This window comes from Campylobacter sp. CFSAN093249 (assembly GCF_011067895.1).
GTDB classification, from domain to species: domain Bacteria; phylum Campylobacterota; class Campylobacteria; order Campylobacterales; family Campylobacteraceae; genus Campylobacter_D; species Campylobacter_D jejuni.
This window is the reverse complement of the sequence record NZ_JAAMWM010000007.1, coordinates 36,285-55,759: the sequence shown is the minus strand read 5'-3', so window position 1 is coordinate 55,759 and position 19,475 is coordinate 36,285. Positions and strand designations below refer to the sequence as shown.

Genomic DNA, 19,475 nt, shown 5'->3' with positions numbered 1-19,475 from the left:
TCTCCTTGATCATTAAGATATTGCTCTAATGCCTAAATTTCCATAACGATGAAAAGATATACTTAAAGCTTTTTCATTAAAATAATTTAAAAGTTCAAAACGACCATTTAATAATGGCTTTTCTCTTATAATGATTTTAGCAAGCTTTGCAGCCTCTTTATAAATCTCATCATTTACATCTGGCTTTGCTAAATAACGCACTCTTTCATATTCTTTAATACTCTTGATAAAATTTTCTTTATTTTCTTTTAAAAACAATACTTTTGCTCCTATGCTTTGAACAATTCGTTCTATCATACTAACATCTTGTTCATCATAACTGATACTTAGATCAATATTTGCAATATTTGCACCTAAAACCACACCTAAAACATCTTTTAAGCTTTCATTTCCACAAAGTCTTAAAACCATATTCTTTATTTTAGTATAAGAAAAAAGATTATCTTCTCCACGAATATTGACATAATCTTTTGAAACACTAAACTCGTTTTTATAATGATAAGCATAAGATTGAGACATTTTAATTAAATTGTTTATAAAATCTTGTGCTTCTTTTAAATCTATTTGTGCTAATTTTTTTGAAAATTTATCTTCAATTAAATGATCATCAAAATCTTCTTGCTTAATCTCTAAAAATTGAGTGATATAATTATAAATTCCCACTTTTCTACCCAAACCTATAGCTGATTTTTTAATCCCACCAAAAGGTTGACGCAGCACTATAGCCCCTGTGGTTGGTTTATTGATATAAATATTTCCTGCTTCTATGTGAGTGTGAAAATACTCCCATTCTCTTTCATCTAAGCTTTCAAAACCTGCAGTTAAACCATAACCTGTGGAATTTACTATATCAATAGCTTCTTTTAAGTCTTTAGCCTTCATCACACTTAAAATCGGTACAAAAAGTTCATTCATATGAGTAAAATCACCCTTTTTAGTGCCATATTTTATGCCTGGAGTCATCAAATAAGGATTATCCTCTAAAAACTTAGGTTTTAATGCCCATTCTTCATAAGGTTGTAATTCATCTAAGGCCTTTTGAACTTTAGAACTTGGCTTATCAGCTAAAGTACCTAATTTATTTTTAAATTCAAAAGGATTGCCCACTGCCATAGAACTCGCAGCATCCACTAAAGTCTTTTTAAATTCTTCATCATGATAAACCTCTTCTTCTAAGACTAGCAAAGAAGTAGCTGAACATTTTTGACCGCTATTGCTAAAAGCAGAATGAATGATATTTTTAATCGCACTATCACGATCAGCAAATTTAGAAACTATAGTCGCATTCTTTCCGCCAGTTTCAGCACTTAAAAGCAAGGTTGGATTAGCTTTTAACATGGCATAAGCAGTATCCTCTCCTCCTGTAAGAATTGAAAATTTAATCGCTTCATCAATAAGTAAATATTTAGAAATATCACTTCCTTTTGAAGGTAAGAAAATCAAAGCATCTTTTGGAATACCCGAATCCCAAAAACACTTACAAAGCATATAACCTGTTAGAGTTGAAAGTGAAGAAGGTTTGTAAATCACCACATTACCTGCGGCTAGTGGTGCAGCTATAGTACCTACTGAAATTCCTATAGGAAAATTCCAAGGAGCTATGGTAACCCCTATACCTTTAGGTGTGAATGTAACTTTTGGATTTTGTTTTTTAAGCTCTTCTAAAGAGTGCGGATAAAACTCTATAAAATCAATAGCCTCGCTTACTTCAGGATCGATCTCTAAAAAGGTTTTGCCCACTTCTAAAGCTGCCAAACCTATCAAATCCCCTCTTCTTTCTCTCATCAGTTTTGCACTTTTGGCTAAAATTTGATAAATTTCATCATGACTTTTTTGTGTAAATTTGGAATTTTTAGCTACTTCTAAAGCTTGTTTGATTTCTTTTTCTCCTGCTAAATAAGCCTTTCCTATAACTCTATCTTTGATCTTATCTTTAACTTCTAAAACATTTAAATTTTCTGCTTTAAAATCAAGTTCGCCTATAACAGGATAAACATCATAATCTTTTAAATTTTCATATTTAGTTTTAATTTCTTTAGCCCACGCTCTATTTTGTGCTAAAATAAAATCCGTATCGCTTTCATTGCTAAATTTTTTACTTTCATAAGAACTTATGATATTTGATTCTTTATTTCTATCTTGCTTACGATGTGTAGTATTATCAAGAGTTTTTATGCCTTCTAAAGATTTTAAAAAAAGTTCTTTTTGGATATTCCAGTTCTTATCTCCTACTTTAAGATTGAAAAAATAACGCATAAAATTATCTTCACTTGTATTTTCATCAAGGCGTCTTACAAGATAAGCAATGGCATTGTTAAAATGTGCTTCATCGCAAACTGGGGCATAAAGGATTAGATCATGCATTTTAGATAATTCATAAGAACATTGCAAACTCATACCTTCAAGCATTTCAAAAGTAAAAGAATCCAAAGCACCCACTTCACTTATGCGTGTATAAGCATAAGCAATCTCAAAGATATTATGACTTGCAATTCCTATGTTGATGTATTTATAATTATCTCCTTCAAGAATAAAATCAAGCATTTTATTATAATTACTATCAGTATCTATTTTTTTGTAAAAAGTAGGAAGCTCCCAACCCCTTTGAGACGCAATGGTTTCTTCACTTTCCATATTAGCACCCTTAACAAAACGGATCTTAATAGGCTTCATACCTTTTAAAACCCTCTCTTTTGAAAAAGCAAAAAGTTTTTTAAGATACTTATAAGAATCAGGAATATAAGCTTGCAAAACAATCCCTGCTTTAATATCAAATTTAGCCACACTTTCCATAAAAGCTGCAACGGTGAGCTCTAAATCCCTAAATTCTTCCATATCAAGATTGATAAATTTAGATACACCTTGTTTTTTCTCTTCTTCTAAGGCTAAAGCATAAAGATAATCTAGTCTTTTTACGACCTCTTCTTTAGAATAATTAAAATCTATAATATTAATTTGTGAAAAAATAGTAGTAATTTTTATGGAAATATAAGTGATATAGCTTGATTTTAAGGCTTCTTCGTATTTTTGCATACGATATTTACTCTCAGCTTCACCTAAAACCTCTTCGCCGATTAAATTCACATTTAAGGTAATTTTATCTTGCTCTTTTCTTTTCTTAATATGTGGTTCTAAAACACTAGGATTTGCATCTAGAACCATAGCTTTAGTATCTTCTCTTAAATGTTTGACAAAAAAAGGTACACTTAAATTAGGAGCAAATTTGCCAAAATTTAAAAAGCTAAAAAGTAGGAATTTTTCAAAAGTGCTAAAAAAATCCGCTATGCCATATTTACTCAAAGTATATTCTATAAGCTCAAAACTTGCATTTTTATCTTTACATCTAAAAGAACGATCTAAAAGCTCTATAAGCATAACTTTATTTTTGGGATTATTAAGAAGTTTTTGCATTTTAGCATGAAATTCTTTTTCAGAATTTGAAATATTGGCTTCTATTTGTCCTTGTAATTCTTCAGCTAAGGCTAAAGCTTTTTGTATCATTTCGTATCTCCTAAGATAAAATAAATTTTAATAAATAATATATAAATAAGATAAAAAATAATATTTTAAATCATAGAAAATGTATAAAAAATGATAAAAAAAATTTTAATGGGTATATAAGTAACAAAAATTAAGAAATGATAATATCATTTTCTTGCTTATTTACAACCTTAGCAATAATTTTAGCTTGAATATTTTCATCTTCTAGTTTTTTTAAACATTCTAAGGAATCTTTTTCACTTATAGAAATTAAAAGTCCTCCTGAAGTTTGTGGATCACAAAGTAATAATTTTTCTTCATTTAAATCAGGGGTAAGTTCTTTTATAAATTCTAAATTTTTATAAGCTCCAGCAGGAATTAAACCCATATTAAAATACTCTTTTACTCCATCTAAAAAAGGAAGTTCACTTTCAAAAATTTCAAAAGAAATATTTTTATTTAGCATTTCTTTTAAATGTCCTAAAAGTCCAAAACCTGTAACATCACTCATGGCACTTGGATGAAATTTAAGAGCAATTTGACTGGCTTTATAATTTAACTCCATCATGTTTTTAAGCATTATATCTAAATGTTTTTGATTTAACATTTGCGCCTTTAAAGCTGTACTTAAAATTCCTGTTCCTAAAGGCTTGGTTAAAATGATACAATCTCCGATTTTAGAAGTATTATTAGCAATAAATTTACTAGGATGTACTTTTCCTGTAACACTAAGTCCAAAAAAAAGCTCGGTGCTTTCTATAGTATGGCCACCCACGACTAAAGCATTACATTCTTTAACTTTATCATTTGCACCTTCTAAAAGCTCTTTTAAGATGTTTAAATCATGATTGCAAGTATCAAAACCTACTATATTTAAGGCATTAATTACCTCTGCACCCATAGCAAAAACATCGCTTAAAGCATTTGCTGCAGCAATAGAACCAAAATGATAAGCACTATCTACTATAGGAGTGATAAAATCAAGCGTTTGCACCAAAGCTAAATCGGGACTGATTTGATATACGCTTGCATCTTCATTATTTCCGATATCACTAAGTAAAGCAGGAGTTTTTTGCATGAAATTTAAAATTGTTTTAAGACCACCCGGGCTTAATTTCGCTGCTCAGCCTGCTGCTTTAACAAAATGCGTTAAATTTTGATTTTTATATTGCAGTGTTTTTCCTTATAGAGTAATGATTTTTGCTTTACCAAAAAGCTCGTTTAAAATTTCATAAGCATTGCCTATATTTCCTATTTTAAGTTCTTTGCTTTTATTAAAAAATTCTAGACAAGCTCCACAACTTATGATCTCAATACCTAAATTTTCAAGTTCTTTCATAGCTAAATGTGCTTTATGATTTTCATCAACATTGATTAAAACACTTTCATTTACGCAAAGAATTTTACTTGGAGCATGATCTAAATTTTTTAAGGTACTTAAAAATCCTACAAGTAAATTTTGTCCCAATTCACCCTCACCCACTTTGTCGGTTTTTAAAAATAAAACATTATAATCGTGAATATTTACTTTACTAGAATCAAAATTCTTTTTTTGTACTTTGATGCAAAACTCTTGTGCATTTTCATCTACAACAGGATTTAAATTTAAAGAGTTAAGAAATTTTACAACATTATTTTTTGAAATAATAGAATTTAAAACAATTTCTAAAATTTCATTTTCTTGAAGTTTTTCAAGAGCGTTTTTTGTTTCAACTATAGGCTGAGGACAAGATAGATTGCGACAATCAATTTTCATTATTTTTCCTTGATATTAGCTTTGAAAAATAATATTATTTTATTACTTGTTTTGTGTTTAAAAATTTTAAATAATATAGAAAAAATTTAAAAGCTCAAAAATGAGCTTTTTTAAAATCTTTTTTTATTCACATCTTCAAGAATTGCCGCAGCAATTTGATTGACTTCATTTGTTATATTATTGGTGACATTTGCAACTTCGACATTTTCCTTAGTTACAGTTTCAAGTTGTGCTATAGCATCGTTAATCTGTGTGATTCCTGCTGTTTGTTCTTTTACAGATTCTGCTACTTCATTTACGCTTTGAACAAGTATATTAATATTTGCCTCGATTTCAGATAAGGATTTTCCTGTTCTTTCCGCAAGCTGTCTTACCTCATCTGCAACAACTGCAAAACCACGCCCATGTTCTCCAGCACGTGCAGCTTCAATAGCTGCATTTAAAGCAAGAAGATTCGTTTGCTCAGCGATATCTTTAATCACATTGACAATATTTTTTATATCATCAGCTTGTGAAGCAACCTCAACTGTTTTTCCACTTACATTTTGCATAGAAGAATTAATCTCCTCCACAGCTGCAGCCGATTGTTCTAAAGAACTCGCTTGTGCATTAGAGCCATCAGCAAGTTTTTGCATAGAATTTTTTAACTCTTCTGACTGATTGGCTAAATCTTTAGCAAAATTTGAAGAAGCCAAAAGCATCTTTTTAATTTCTTTGCCTAAAATATTAGTTGTAATCTCAACTTCACCTTTAGCATTAAATACTTCTGTACTAAAATCAAGAGCCTTATAACTATCAAAAACTCTATTAATTTCATTCATATTAGAACCAATTTTACTTTGTAAAACATCAAGCATCCTATTAAGAACATTTTTAAGTTCTACTAATTGAGGATTTATAGGATTTTTAGTAATTCTTGCAGTTAAATTACCCTTTTCGATTTCTCTAGCAGTTTGCACCGATTCATCTACAGCATTTTGATCTTGTTCTAAAGATATTTGAATCTTTTCAATATTTTCATTTATGATTCTTCCCATTGCTCCTAGCTCATCATTAGCACGAATTTCAATAGCCTTAGGTTCAATTTTTTCATGATTTAAAAAACGGAAAAATGATTCTAAAGAACTAAGAATCACAGGCAATCTAGATGCAACAATTTTTCTTACGCAATAATAAACCACTCCTAAAACAACAAAAATAAAAATAAAAGATGCACCAAGAATAATTAATTGTAATTTTTTTAAGGGTTTAAATACCGAATATTTAGGAGCAGTTACCAAAACTGCCCAAGAACTATCTTGCACTTTAAAACTATTAATCGCAGCATAAGAATCATCACCATCAGAAGCTATATAGTTAAAAACTCCATTTTTTCCTTCACTTATGGCCTTATAAGTTTCTTGTGCACCTTTATTAGGATTGATATCTTTTAAATTTTTTAAAACTAGATTTTTATTTGGATGTATCGCCATAAAACCATCTGAATTTAAAAGAACTCTTAATTCACCATCATATTTTTGACCTTTAGGGTCTAAAAGATAAGTAGCAATATCTGAAAAATCTAAAGTCATGCCTATGACACCTACAACTTGATTTTTTCGATCAAAAATAGGCATAGCAACATTTACAGCATCAAAATCTTGACCTTCTAAATTCATCTTAATAGGACGGCCTATATATACTTTATTTTCCCCATATTTTGCTTTTTTTAATATATCTTGCACAACTTGCAGATTAGCTATTTCATCACTAGCTTGTATTGCTTTTATTCCGCCTTTATTATCCTTTTCTTCATCAGCGTAAAGCATAACAAATTTTCCACTTTGAGTATTAAAAAATTTACTCTCTTCTTTAAAGTATTCTGGCGGATCAATAAGATATAAATAAGTAAAATTAGAATAAGCACTATTATCAAAAGTATTGGTTATAATATTTGTTATATTGTCTATATCTAAATCTTCTTTAGAGGTTGATCTAAACATTTCTGTTAAAGTACCTGAAATACTTTTATTTAAAGCGATCATTTCCCCAAAAATTCCTTGAGTTTGAGTAGCATATTCTTTCGTGATAGAAGCAAGAATATCTTCTGTATTTTTGGTAATATTTTGACTTACTTGTTTTGTGATTAATGAAATTAAAATAACAAGTCCAATAACAACAACAGCTGCCACAGAAAAAATAAGTTTTAAACCTATATTTAAAGATTTAAACATCTTATAACTCCTAAAAAATAAAAAATTTAGATTCTAATTTTAACATATTTTTAAAAAAATAATATTAATTAATTATAAAAAAATTATGTATTAGTATTTTTTGATAGAAGATTTATTTTTTTCCTTTTAAAAACAATTCTTTAAAGCGTTTATTAGCGTATTCTTCTATGTCTTTTTGCAAAATAGAGTAATTTTCCATCAATTCCATAGCTCTAGGAGTAAGTTTTGTTCCTGATTCTTTAGAGCGTCCTTGTCTTGTGCTAACTAAAATTTCTTGAGAATTTTTTTGTAAGGTTTGTAAATGCATCCAAGCTTTTTTATAATTAATCCCCATAAGTTTAGAAGCATGTAATAAACTACCTGTTTGTCCGATAAGTTCTAAAAGTTCTGTTTTTCCTCGACCAAAAAGCAAATCTCCATCCGCATTTTCAATCCAAGTTTTTGTTCTTACTATAAATTGCTTACCTTTTTTTTCTTTAAAACAACCAAGTTGACAATACTTTACATCAACCTTATAAGTTTTTAAAGCTGAACGCATACTTTTAAGTCCACAACCTTCTTTAGCAATATCTCTTGCATCTTTACAAAAAATTCTACGCTTTTCATCTAAACTAGGTTCTATTTTTTTAAGCACTTCAATCTTTGCTTTTTCAAAATCTAAATGTCCAAATTGCCCCAACTCGCAATTATCAATTCTCATGTGATTTTCATCGGCTAATTGTCCGATTTTTTCTATATTTATATTAAATTTCTTTGCAATTTTAAAAGCCGTACCACAATCTAATTTTTCATTGCTATTTAACAATTCTCTCATGTATGAGATGATTTCTTTTTCTTGATTTTTATCCATGAATTCTAAATTCTCCACTATAAATATTGATCTTATTTTCTCTAGCAAAACCACAAAGCGTTAAATCAAATTTTCTTGCTATCATAACCCCTAAACAAGTAGGAGCCGTGCGTGAAACAAGCACTGGAATTTTATGCATAACTGCTTTAGCTACCATTTCAGAACTTAGCCTTCCACTAACCATTAAAAAACATTGACTTAAATCAACCCCAGCTAAACGTGCTTTTCCTAAAGCTTTATCTATGGTATTATGTTGAGCTATATCTTCACCTATAAAAAAAGTTTTCTCATCTACAAAAAGCTTAGCCGTATGCACACAGCCTGTTTTCTCGTAAAGCTCGCATTGAGTATAAAAAGTACTCATTTGTTTTAAAATTTCATCTTTGCTAAATTTTGCATCAGAACTAATTTTACTCGCTTCAATAGCTTCTGGATCGATATTGGCAGTATGTGCTCTACCGCAACCACTTATAACTACACCTTCAGCATTAAGCTTTGCTAAATTTTCTTTATCAATCTTTGCTTTAATATGCACACTCATACCATCATCTTTTGTTTCTATGCTCTCAATATCGCTTACTTTCGCAATGATATTTTCACTCATTAAATATCCTATTGCTAATGCCTGTTCATCTACAGGAGTTGCCATTAAAGCACCTACTTTTTCATCATTAATAAAAATTTCAAGCTTAATTTCACGCACTAAAGTATCATTGCATGTAAAAGATTCATCACCTTTATATTTTAAAATTTGAGTTGTAAATAACGGATCCATACCTTATCCTTTAAATATCTTTAAATAATATTATATCAAAAAAACATAAATAACAAATTTATATATGGAAAAATAGATTTTAGATTCAACTTATAAAAGAAAATTCGTTCTATTTATTTCAAAAAAGCTTAAAACTACCGCTATGCAATAACATAGCGGTTAAAGATTAAATTTTTACATTAGGATCATAAGAAAAACTAGGTTCAATTTGCTTTTTATTGCTTAATTCTTTATACCAATAAGAATGTAAAATATAAACCTCTTCTTCTTCTTTATAACCACTAATCATAGAATGGATACTGCCTTTGATTGCAAATACTGCCATATAAATATGCACACCAAAAAACACTGCACACACTATACCCAAGAAATTATGCACTATAGCTGAAATTCTTAAAAGTTCAATTTGAGTTAAACCAAAAAGACCTTGAATTGCCGTGGAATTAAAATCAAGAAAATACATAAATCCACCTGTAATTATCATCAAAAATCCACCAAATACAGCTATATAATACCAAGATTTTTGACCAAAATTAAACTTACCTGCAGGTACAGGACGTTTTACTTTGCTTAAATAACCACCTACTATCATCATCCATCTGATATCATAACTTGCAGGAAGCATTCTTTTAATCCACCATAAAAACATAGGGATTATAGAGATGATAAATAAAACCGTTGCAAAAGCATGTAAATTTTTACAAACCCTTACAAAAAGTCCGCCTCCAAAAGTCGCCCCAAACATCATCACAAAACCAGTTGGCACTAAAATCACCCAAGAAATTGCCGCGATAAAATGAAAAAGTCTTTCAAATAATGTAAAAGCATAAATTTTCTTTCCATCGTGTGAAAATTGCTTAGGTCCTATAACCATATAATGCAAAGCAAATGCAGATAATACCGCAATAACAGCGATTAAAGCTATAGTAGCTATATATTCACCTTGCAAAGTTGTCCAAAGTTTGCCAAAAGTATCATAATTTGGGATATTTGTAATACGATGAAAATCCCAAATTTGAGTATCTTGTCCCATTCTCTCGCTACCATAAGCAAATAAACTCACTACGCTTAATAAAAGCGTTACAAATACTTTTCTCATAAGCGTTCCTTTCCTGTGTAAGCAATCTTCCATTCCAAACTTTCCGAAGGATTTGGAATGCCATAATTTCTATTCATAAGTCTATTATGATAAATCTCTTCTATTTTAGAACTTTCACCTACTAAAAGTGCTTTTGTCGAACACATCGCAGCACATACAGGGACTTTTCCTTCTGCGATACGATTTTGACCATAAAGTTCTCTTTCTTTTTCTGAATTCGTTGCTTCAGGGCCACCTGCACACATAGTACATTTATCCATAATGCCTTTATTTCCAAAAACACTATCTTTTGGAAATTGTGGTGCACCAAAAGGACAAGCATAAAGACAATATCCACAACCTATGCAAATTTCTTTATCATGCAAAACAATACCATCAGCACGGATGTAAAAACAATCCACAGGACAAACGATAGAACAAGGAGCATCATCACAATGCATACAAGAAATAGAAGTTGAAACTTCTTTTCCTTGAATTCCTTCATTTAAAGTAATCACACGGCGGCGGCGAATATGAATAGGAAGCTCATGTGCTTCATCACAAGCTACCGCGCAACCATTACAATCAATACAACGCTCATTATCACAAAAGAATTTCAAGCGTTCTTTTTCTAAATTTGCAAAATTTACCTTACTCATTTTCCATCCTTACTGATTCTACAAAGTCCACCTTTAGTCTCTGGAATCTGACACATGATATCATAACCATAATTTGTTACCGTATTAGCACTTTCTCCGCTTGCATAAGGCTTAGTTCCTTCTGGGAAATTGTGCGTTAAATCCACGCCTTGCATAACTCCTGTAAAATGGAAAGGCAAGAAAATCATATCTTTTGCTACACCTGGATTAACCTTCACTCTTACATGAATTTTAGTACCTTCTGGAGAATGCACCCAAATCATATCTCCTGCTTTAATGTCTTGCTCTTTTGCTAATTGAGGATTGATCTCACAAAACATTTCAGGTGTTAAACGCGTTAGATACATAGATGCTCTATTTTCCATACCTGCACCATTTAAATTCACAAGTCTTGCAGTAACAAGATTAAGCGGGAATTCTTTAGAATAATCCTTAGCTTGTTGCACAGAAACAAATTTAGTATCCACGCGGTAAAGCGCTTTTTGATCTTCAAAACTTGGATATTTTTGCACCAAATCGTTTCTTGGAGAATGTAAAGGCTCACGGTGGAGTGGAATTTTATCTTTAAAAGTCCAAACTACAGCTCTAGCTTTAGCATTTCCATAAGGAACTATGCCTTTTTCTATACATTTAGTTGCTATGATATTGCTATCATCATAAGACCAAGTTGATCCCATTTTTTCTTTTTCTTGAGCACTTAAAGTAATACCTAAAACTTTTTCTATATTATCTTTAGTAATTTGTGGATAACCTGTATCAATAGGTGAATTTAAAGGTGCATTTTTAGCAAGTAAACTCTCTCCTTCATATTCAAGTCCAAAATTGTTTCTAAAGCCCATACCACCTTTTGCTACTTCAATGTCGGTATTATAAAGCACAGGAGAACCTGGGTGCTTATCACTCCAACAAGGCCAAGGAAGCCCGTAATACTCGCCAGCAACTTCGTCTTTTCCTTCTAAAGTTACCTCATCAAATTTATCCCAGTATAAAGTATGCTTTTTAAGCCTTTCAGGACTCCAACCATTAAGCCCTATACTTCTAACTGCTTTTGCAATTTCTCTTGTTGCATTTTCAGGCCAAACAATCTCACCTTTTTCATCGCGTAAAGTCTTGGTAAAGTCTTCATAAAAACCTAATTTTTTAGCAAGCTCAAATAAAATTTCTTGATCTTCCATGCTTTCATAAAGTGGATCTACAACTTTAAATCTCCATTGTCCGCTACGATTTGTTGCTGTTACACTTCCGCTTGTTTCAAACTGTGTTGCTGCAGGTAAAAGATAAATTCCATCTTTTCTTTCTGCAATAATCCCTGCTTCATTTACAAAAGGATCGGCTAAAACTAAAAGCTCTAAAGCTTCCAAACCTTCTTTAACTTTTACTTGTTGTGCAGTCGAAGTAATACCATTTCCCATAACTACTAAAGCTTTTAAAGGCGTTCCTGCATTATCGATAGCATCATTTCCATCTTTTCCATTTAAAGCCGCTGCCCACCATCTAGCAAGTGAAAGCCCAGTTTTATGCATCCAATCTTTGCTTACAAAATTTCCTAAAAGCCACTCATAATCCACACCCCAAATTTTGGCATAGTATCTCCAAGTCGCTTCATTTAAAGGATAATAACCTGGTAAATTTTCGCTCAAACAAGCCATATCTGAAGCACCTTGAACATTATCGTGTCCGCGTAAGATATTAACTCCACCACCAAATTTACCTATATTTCCAAGTACCATTTGCACAATAGGTGCTAAACGTGTATTTGAAGTTCCTACAGTATGTTGAGTTAAACCCATAGCCCAAATAAGCGTAGTTGGTTTGTTTTTAGCTACTTCGTGAGTGATTTGCACCAAAAGTTCTTTAGAGATCCCTGTAACATTTTCCACTTCTTCAGCTGTCCATTTTGCTGCTTCTTCACGAATTTTATCAATTCCAAAAACTCTTTCATCAAGATATTTTGTATCTTCCAAGCCTTCATCAAAAATGATTTTTAACATTCCATACATGAAAGCAATGTCAGTTCCTGGACGAATTCTTGCATAAATATCCGCTTTTGCTGCACTTTTTGTAAATCTAGGATCTACAACGATAAGCTTTGCACCTTTTTCTTTTGCTTTTAAGAAATGTCTAAAACCCACAGGGTGATTTACCGCTGGATTTGCTCCAATGATAATGATACATTTACTTCTTTGAATGTCTCCAAGATGGTTTGTCATAGCGCCATAACCAAATGTATTCGCCACACCGGCGACTGTTGCGCTGTGTCAAATTCTAGCTTGATGATCTACATTGTTCGTTCCAAAAAATGCTGCAAATTTTCTTATATAATAAGCTTGTTCATTATTAAGTTTTGCAGAACCTAAAAACATAACACTTTCAGGATTTTCTTTACGATAAGCAGCTAGTTTTTCTCCGATCTCACTTAAAGCTTGCTCATAACTTATGCGTTTCCATTCTCCATTTTCTTTTTTCATGGGATATTTTAAACGCACATGTGAACGCACCATATCGATCATATCAGATCCCTTGCAGCAATGTCCACCTGAACTCACAGGATGATCTTGAGCAATTTCTTGACGCACCCAAACACCATTTTGCACTTCTGCAATAATCCCACAGCCTACAGAACAGGCTGTACAAACTGTTTTTACTTTTTTACTACCTTCATACGCTTCTTTAAGCTCATCAGCACTCGCTTCTCTTAAAGTTTCACTTCTAGCAAGCAACGGTGTTGCTAGGCTTGAAAGTGCTGCCATTTTAAGAAAAGAACGACGCGTAAGCTTGATATTTTCACCTACACTTGACATTACTCAGCCTTTATATAATATTTTTCCCAATTAGCACTTCTTTGAAAAAGCACTTCTTTTTTCTTACTTTTACCTTTAACCAAATCTTTTCTTTCTTCATCTTTAGCTAGAGCTAAAGTCGTGCTACCAAGCACTCCAGCAGCCCCTAAGGCAAAAGCGGATTTTTTAAGAAATTCCCTGCGATTTTTCACGAGTCCTCCTTTGTTTATTTACTTCTCTTCTTAAAAATTCTGAACGCGATAGATCGTTTTGCACTTTTTTAGAATTTATTTTTGCAGGTTTTTCCACTTCAAAGCAAAGTCTTTCAAATTCCATAAAAGCCGATGCAATACTTGCAATTTCCTTATATAAATTCGCATTTTTATTCATGAAAACATCGCCTAAAAACTCATCAATGCTTTTATTGATCACTTTTTCAAAAAGCTCTTTGGCTAAATCATCTTCATTTTGCCTTAAAAATTCACTCATCAACAATAAACAAAATCCAACACTATCTTCACTTTCTTTAAAAAATTTTTCATTGCGTCTTATTTTACTTTTGACTAAAATTTGACGCACGCAAAGTAAAGGATTTGAATTTTCAAAACCTTCTTCTATGTAAGAAAAAGTCGTTGGAATGCTATTTTTAAGACTTAAAAAAAGCAAATCATATTCTTTAAAAAATGCTTGTATAGAATTTTCATCATCTAAATGCTTAAGCAAGATATCAAAATTTGATTTTAAATTTTCATCAAATAAACATTCTTGCATTGTCTTTAAATACTCTTGTAATTTTGACAATCTTTCTTCAGAAAATGAAAAAACAAAAAGCTCTCCTAGACATTGATAATAAAGACTTCTAGCTAATCTTAATTTTTCCAAATCCATTAAAGCTCCCATGCATTCAAAATTTTCAAAAATAGCTTTAAATTTTGCTTGAATGAATATTATGCAAAATATACCTAATATTCATTTTAAAGCCGATTTTTAAATCGATTTATCTTAATACTATTTGATTTAAAAATCACTGAATTTCAATAAAATTCCACAAGGATTTAAAATATTAAAAAATCATACCAAAGTATTGAAAATTAGATATTTGAGTTGATTTTATATTTGAAAAAATAAAATACTTTGCATAAAATTTACATCTTTGATTCTCTTCCGAGTAAAATTAACATTTTATGCAAATTATAAATAATACTAATTTCTTAAAGAATAATCCTTATAAGAAAATTCTCTTATCATTTGAAGTTCATTTTTACGGTCTAAAAGCATGAGATTTGGAAGTCTTATACCATTAAAAGTTGTGTTTTTCACAATGGTGTAATGAATTTGATCTAAAAAAACAATTTTATCGCCGATTTTAAGCTTTTTATCAAAGGCGTATTCTCCCATTACATCACCTGCTAAACAAGTATTTCCAGTAAGCAAATAGGAAAATTCGCTTTCTTTTAAGTCTGAAATTTTTTCATTTTCTCTTGTGGCCAACATTCTAGCATTTAAAACTTCACTTGTATAAGGCATGATGATAGTATCTGGCATATGTGCTTCGCTTGAAGTATCTAAAATAGCAATTTGCTTTTCATTTTCTATGATATCTACTACACTAGCCACCAAATTTCCTGTTTGCCAACCCACCGCTTCGCCTGGTTCAAGATAAACTTGCACGCCATATTTATCACTGAAATTTTTACACAAAGCAATAAGTTTTTCAACATCATAGCCTTTTTTAGTGATGTGATGTCCTCCTCCAAAATTCACCCATTTCATTTGCCCTATCCATTTGCCAAATTTCTCTTCAAAAGCCTTTAAAACAGCTTCTAAAGCATCAGCACTTTCTTCGCAAAGTGCGTGAAAATGAAGCCCTTCTATGGTACTTAAATCCACATTTTCAAAATCTTTAGCACGAATTCCAAGTCTTGAGTATCTTCCACAAGGATTGTAAAGTTCTTTTGGGGCTAGAGAAAATTCAACATTACAACGAAGACCTAAGGAATTTTTTTGTGTTTTAGCTTGAAATTTATGAAATTGGGCTAAAGAGTTAAACACTATATGATGAGATAAACTGGCTATTTCACCTATTTCATCTTCTTTAAAAGCAGGTGAATAAGTATGAATTTCTTTATCCATGTATTCTTTAGCAAATTTTGCTTCCCAAAGTCCGCTACAAGTACAACCTTTTAGGTATTCTCCAACAATTTTCATCGCTCCTGAAAAAGCAAAACCTTTTAAAGCTAAAAGCACTTTAGCACCACTTTTTTCACCAACACTTGCTAAAAGCTCACAATTTTTTCTTAATTTATCTTCTTCTAAAATATAAGCTGGAGTTTGAATTTTTTCATAAAACATTATTTTTCCTTGATTAAATTGCTAAAATCATAACAAAATTAAACCAAATTTTCAAAATAAATATTTACTAAAACTAAAAAAATAATGACTATAATATAAAAAATCAAGCAAAAGGAAAAACTAATGAATAGAAGAAATTTTTTAAAATTTAATGCACTCACTCTAGCAAGTATGGGTGTAGCCTATGCAAATCCTATGCACGATATGCACTCCATGCATAAAAATCATTCTATAAATCATGACTTAGATACTTCTTTTATCAACTTTGCTCCAAAAAATTTAAAACTTTTAGATCCAAAACAATTCCCCCAAGGAGAAATTTTAAAAGCCTTGCCTTTACTCAAAAATGAAAGTAAAGAAAAAAATATTTTTCGTGCTACCCTAGAAATCAAAGAAAATCATATAGAGCTTATCAAAGGTAAAAAAACCTTATTTTATACTTACAATGGCCTCGTGCCTGCTCCAAAAATAGAAGTTTTTGAAGGAGATAAACTTGAAATTTTAGTCAAAAACAAACTCAAAGAAGCTACAACTATACATTGGCATGGCGTTCCTGTGCCGCCTGATCAAGATGGAAGCCCACATGATCCTATTTTAGCAGGAGAAGAAAGAATATATCGTTTTAAAATTCCTCAAGATAGCGCAGGAACTTACTGGTATCATCCACACCCTCATTATACCGCTTCTAAACAAGTTTTTATGGGTTTAGCAGGGGCTTTTGTGATCAAAGCAAAAAAAGATGCTTTAAGTCATTTAAAAGAAAGAGATTTGATGATTAGCGATTTGCGTCTTGATGAAAACGCTCAAATTCCGAACAACAACCTAAATGATTGGCTTAATGGCAGAGAAGGAGAATTTGTACTCATTAATGGACAATTTAAACCTCAAATCAAACTCGCCACAAACGAACGCATACGCATTTATAATGCTACTGCGGCAAGATATTTAAATTTACGCATACAAGGAGCTAAGTTTATACTTGTTGGTACTGATGGTGGACTTATAGAAAAAACTATTTATAAAGAAGAACTTTTCTTAAGTCCTGCTTCTCGTGCAGAAGTTTTAATCGACGCTCCAAAAGATGGGAATTTTAAGCTAGAAAGTGCTTATTATGATAGGGATAAAATGATGGTAAAAGAAGAACCTAATACCCTATTTCTAGCCAATATTAACCTAAAAAAAGAAAATGTAGAACTTCCAAAAAATTTAAAAATTTTCAAACCTTCAGAAGAACCTAAGGAATTTAAAGAAATAATCATGAGTGAAGATCATATGCAAATGCATGGTATGATGGGAAAAAGTGAAAGCGAATTAAAAATCGCTCTTGCGTCTATGTTTTTAATCAATGGCAAAAGCTATGATTTAAAACGCATTGATTTAAGCTCCAAACTTGGAGTAGTTGAAGACTGGATAGTGATAAACAAATCTCACATGGATCATCCTTTCCACATACACGGCACGCAATTTGAACTCATCTCATCAAAACTCAATGGCAAAGTTCAAAAAGCCGAATTTAGAGCCTTAAGAGATACTATAAATGTGCGTCCTAATGAAGAATTAAGACTTAGAATGAAACAAGATTTTAAAGGGCTTAGAATGTATCATTGTCATATTTTAGAACATGAAGATTTAGGAATGATGGGAAATTTAGAAGTAAAGGAATAAAATGGTAAAAGTGGAATTTTTAGGCCCCATAAATAAAGAAAATTTAGAACTTAAGGTAAAAAATTTAAAAGAATTAAAAGAAATTTTGCAAAAAGATGAGAGTTTAAAAGAATGGCTAGAACTTTGTGCGGTATCTTTAAATGATGAAATCATTTTTGATGAAAACACTAAGTTAAAAGATGGTGATAAAATAGCACTTTTACCGCCAGTTTGTGGGGGCTAAATGGAACATTTTACACTCTATCAAGGTTCTTTAGATATTTCTAAAATTTATAGCCAATGGTATGAATTTGCCAAGGATAAAAACTGCGGTGCTTTGCTGACTTTTTGCGGTATTGTGCGTGAAGAAGGAGGTATTGAGGCACTTAGTTTTGATATTTATGAACCGCTTTTAAAAAAATGGTTTGATGAGTGGCAAAAAAGAGTAGATTTTGATGGTATTAGCTTGCTTTTTGCTCACTCTATAGGCGATGTAGCGATACATGAAAGCTCGTATTTTGCAGGAATTTTAAGCAAACAAAGAAAATTAGGACTTAAACTTCTTAATGAATTTGTTGAAGATTTTAAAGCAAGTGCGCCCATTTGGAAGTATGATGTGATAAACAAAGAAAGAATTTATGCCAAAGAAAGATCAACCAAACTTTGCGGTGCAGGACTTTTAAAAGGATAAAAAATGTTAATGTCTTATGAAGAAAGTTTAAAAATTTTACATTCTCATATTAAAACTTATGAAAAGATTGAAAAAATAGCTCTTACAGAGTGTTTAGGACGCATTTTAGCTCAAGACATAAAAGCCCCTAAAAATCAGCCCGAATTTCCAACTTCGGCTATGGATGGTTATGCGATCAAATTTGAAGATCAAGATAAGCCTTTAAAAATTTTAGGTATCACACCTGCGGGTACTATGCCACAATTTAGCGTGCAAAATGGCACTTGTGTAAAAACCTTTACAGGCTCACTCATGAGCGAAGGAAGCGATACTTTAGTCCCTGTTGAAAATATATGCATAGAAAATGATACTCTTTTTATAGAAAAAAAAGTTCCCCAAGCTTTTGCCGTGCGTGCGGTAGGAGAAAACTATAAAAAAGATGAAATTTTACTCAAAAAAGGCACAAAGTTAAATTATAGTGAGATAGCTCTTTTAGCTGAACTTGGATTTTTTCACATTAGTGTGTTTATAAAGCCTATTGTAGGGGTTTTAAGTAGTGGAAGTGAGATCAAAGATCTAGGAGAAGCCTTGGAAAATCCTGCTCAAATCCGCTCTTCAAATCATATCGCCATAGCTAATTTAGCTAAAAATTTAAATTGCGATACAAGGGTTTTTCCTCTTTTAAAAGATGATGAGAAAGCCACTTTTTCCACCCTTGAAAGTGCTTTGCAAAGTTGTGATATTTTGGTTACAACGGGCGGGGTTTCTATGGGAGATTTTGACTTTTTAAAAAAAGCCATCAAAGAATACGAAATCATCATCGATAAAGCCGACATAAAACCAGGTAGACATATCAAAATAGCTAAGGCTAATGAAAAATTCATCATCGCCTTACCAGGTTTTCCTTACTCGGCTATGGTAATGTTTAATCTTTACGCAAGAGAGATTTTAAACTCTTGGTTACTTCAGCCTAAAGACTATATTTGCAAAGCCTTTTTACAAGGAAGTTACAAGAAAAAAACACCTTATTTGGAATTTGTCGCTTGTAACATAAAGTTTGAAAATGGACGCATTTTAGCCAATCTTGAAGGCAAAAAAGAAGGCTCTAGTGCGATTATAAACAATCTTAACAATAAAGCTGCCCTTATGGTGGCGCCAAAAGAATGTGAAATTTTAGAAAATGAAAGTTTAGTGGATATTATCTTTATGCCTTAAAAT

16 protein-coding genes are annotated in these 19,475 nt (G+C 31.4%); 4 read left to right on the top strand and 12 right to left on the bottom strand.

The window, feature by feature from the left end:
- Positions 1-12: 12 nt before the first annotated feature.
- From FBF10_RS07445 to nspC, 12 genes are all read right to left on the bottom strand, one after another.
- On the bottom strand, positions 13-3,501 hold the full coding sequence (locus FBF10_RS07445; RefSeq protein WP_020247125.1) for a proline dehydrogenase family protein: 3,489 nt from the start codon (positions 3,499-3,501) through the stop codon (positions 13-15).
- Positions 3,502-3,631: 130 nt separating this feature from the next.
- Positions 3,632-4,654, bottom strand: a complete 1,023-nt coding sequence (gene selD, locus FBF10_RS07440; protein WP_079268905.1) for a selenide, water dikinase SelD — start codon at positions 4,652-4,654, stop codon at positions 3,632-3,634.
- A gap of 9 nt (positions 4,655-4,663) precedes the next feature.
- A complete protein-coding gene (yedF, locus tag FBF10_RS07435) occupies positions 4,664-5,236 on the bottom strand; it encodes a sulfurtransferase-like selenium metabolism protein YedF (RefSeq protein WP_002860696.1) in 573 nt (190 codons plus the stop codon).
- Positions 5,237-5,346: 110 nt separating this feature from the next.
- Entirely contained in the window at positions 5,347-7,449 is a 2,103-nt protein-coding gene (gene ccaA / locus FBF10_RS07430; RefSeq protein WP_002858883.1) for an aspartate chemotaxis receptor CcaA, read from the bottom strand.
- 112 nt (positions 7,450-7,561) lie between these two features.
- Complete coding sequence (locus FBF10_RS07425) at positions 7,562-8,299, bottom strand: winged helix-turn-helix domain-containing protein (RefSeq protein ID WP_002822570.1); 738 nt, start codon at positions 8,297-8,299, stop codon at positions 7,562-7,564.
- Positions 8,292-9,074: a formate dehydrogenase accessory sulfurtransferase FdhD gene (gene fdhD, locus FBF10_RS07420; protein ID WP_002858885.1), complete on the bottom strand. Its 783-nt coding sequence runs from the start codon at positions 9,072-9,074 to the stop codon at positions 8,292-8,294. The genes FBF10_RS07425 and fdhD overlap by 8 nt, the downstream gene beginning before the upstream one ends.
- A gap of 166 nt (positions 9,075-9,240) precedes the next feature.
- A complete protein-coding gene (locus tag FBF10_RS07415) occupies positions 9,241-10,173 on the bottom strand; it encodes a formate dehydrogenase subunit gamma (RefSeq protein WP_002867229.1) in 933 nt (310 codons plus the stop codon).
- Positions 10,170-10,811 carry a formate dehydrogenase FDH3 subunit beta gene (gene fdh3B / locus FBF10_RS07410; protein ID WP_002851264.1) on the bottom strand — a complete coding sequence of 214 codons (642 nt, stop codon included), beginning with the start codon at positions 10,809-10,811 and terminating at the stop codon, positions 10,170-10,172. Before fdh3B ends, FBF10_RS07415 begins: the two co-directional genes overlap by 4 nt.
- On the bottom strand, positions 10,808-13,612 hold the full coding sequence (locus FBF10_RS07405; RefSeq protein WP_079263690.1) for a formate dehydrogenase subunit alpha: 2,805 nt from the start codon (positions 13,610-13,612) through the stop codon (positions 10,808-10,810). Before FBF10_RS07405 ends, fdh3B begins: the two co-directional genes overlap by 4 nt.
- Positions 13,612-13,803: a twin-arginine translocation signal domain-containing protein gene (locus FBF10_RS07395; RefSeq protein WP_002803269.1), complete on the bottom strand. Its 192-nt coding sequence runs from the start codon at positions 13,801-13,803 to the stop codon at positions 13,612-13,614. Before FBF10_RS07395 ends, FBF10_RS07405 begins: the two co-directional genes overlap by 1 nt.
- Complete coding sequence (locus FBF10_RS07390; RefSeq protein WP_020247128.1) at positions 13,778-14,491, bottom strand: molecular chaperone TorD family protein; 714 nt, start codon at positions 14,489-14,491, stop codon at positions 13,778-13,780. Before FBF10_RS07390 ends, FBF10_RS07395 begins: the two co-directional genes overlap by 26 nt.
- 303 nt (positions 14,492-14,794) lie before the next feature.
- Positions 14,795-15,943 carry a carboxynorspermidine decarboxylase gene (gene nspC / locus FBF10_RS07385; protein WP_002887724.1) on the bottom strand — a complete coding sequence of 383 codons (1,149 nt, stop codon included), beginning with the start codon at positions 15,941-15,943 and terminating at the stop codon, positions 14,795-14,797.
- Positions 15,944-16,066: 123 nt separating this feature from the next.
- Here nspC and cueO point away from each other — a divergent pair, with 123 nt between their 5' ends.
- From cueO to FBF10_RS07365, 4 genes are read left to right on the top strand one after another with little or no spacing between them, the layout of a single operon-like run.
- Entirely contained in the window at positions 16,067-17,608 is a 1,542-nt protein-coding gene (gene cueO, locus FBF10_RS07380; protein ID WP_002887722.1) for a multicopper oxidase CueO, read from the top strand.
- A gap of 1 nt (position 17,609) precedes the next feature.
- The gene (locus tag FBF10_RS07375; protein WP_002807291.1) at positions 17,610-17,831 is read left to right on the top strand and encodes a MoaD/ThiS family protein; all 222 of its coding nucleotides are present in this window, start codon (positions 17,610-17,612) and stop codon (positions 17,829-17,831) included.
- A complete protein-coding gene (locus FBF10_RS07370; protein ID WP_002887720.1) occupies positions 17,832-18,278 on the top strand; it encodes a molybdenum cofactor biosynthesis protein MoaE in 447 nt (148 codons plus the stop codon). It begins immediately after the preceding gene.
- A 3-nt stretch (positions 18,279-18,281) separates the two neighbouring features.
- Positions 18,282-19,472: a molybdopterin molybdotransferase MoeA gene (locus tag FBF10_RS07365; protein ID WP_002887719.1), complete on the top strand. Its 1,191-nt coding sequence runs from the start codon at positions 18,282-18,284 to the stop codon at positions 19,470-19,472.
- Positions 19,473-19,475: the final 3 nt, after the last annotated feature.

Excerpts from the sequence above, each read along its gene's own strand:
- FBF10_RS07445 (WP_020247125.1), bottom strand. The coding sequence starts at position 3,501 with ATGATACAAAAAGCTTTAGCCTTAGCTGAAGAATTACAAGGACAAATA.
- yedF (WP_002860696.1), bottom strand. The coding sequence starts at position 5,236 with ATGAAAATTGATTGTCGCAATCTATCTTGTCCTCAGCCTATAGTTGAA.
- ccaA (WP_002858883.1), bottom strand. The coding sequence starts at position 7,449 with ATGTTTAAATCTTTAAATATAGGTTTAAAACTTATTTTTTCTGTGGCA.
- FBF10_RS07425 (WP_002822570.1), bottom strand. The coding sequence starts at position 8,299 with ATGGATAAAAATCAAGAAAAAGAAATCATCTCATACATGAGAGAATTG.
- fdhD (WP_002858885.1), bottom strand. The coding sequence starts at position 9,074 with ATGGATCCGTTATTTACAACTCAAATTTTAAAATATAAAGGTGATGAA.
- FBF10_RS07415 (WP_002867229.1), bottom strand. The coding sequence starts at position 10,173 with ATGAGAAAAGTATTTGTAACGCTTTTATTAAGCGTAGTGAGTTTATTT.
- fdh3B (WP_002851264.1), bottom strand. The coding sequence starts at position 10,811 with ATGAGTAAGGTAAATTTTGCAAATTTAGAAAAAGAACGCTTGAAATTC.
- FBF10_RS07390 (WP_020247128.1), bottom strand. The coding sequence starts at position 14,491 with ATGGGAGCTTTAATGGATTTGGAAAAATTAAGATTAGCTAGAAGTCTT.
- nspC (WP_002887724.1), bottom strand. The coding sequence starts at position 15,943 with ATGTTTTATGAAAAAATTCAAACTCCAGCTTATATTTTAGAAGAAGAT.
- cueO (WP_002887722.1), top strand. The coding sequence starts at position 16,067 with ATGAATAGAAGAAATTTTTTAAAATTTAATGCACTCACTCTAGCAAGT.
- FBF10_RS07375 (WP_002807291.1), top strand. The coding sequence starts at position 17,610 with ATGGTAAAAGTGGAATTTTTAGGCCCCATAAATAAAGAAAATTTAGAA.
- FBF10_RS07370 (WP_002887720.1), top strand. The coding sequence starts at position 17,832 with ATGGAACATTTTACACTCTATCAAGGTTCTTTAGATATTTCTAAAATT.
- FBF10_RS07365 (WP_002887719.1), top strand. The coding sequence starts at position 18,282 with ATGTTAATGTCTTATGAAGAAAGTTTAAAAATTTTACATTCTCATATT.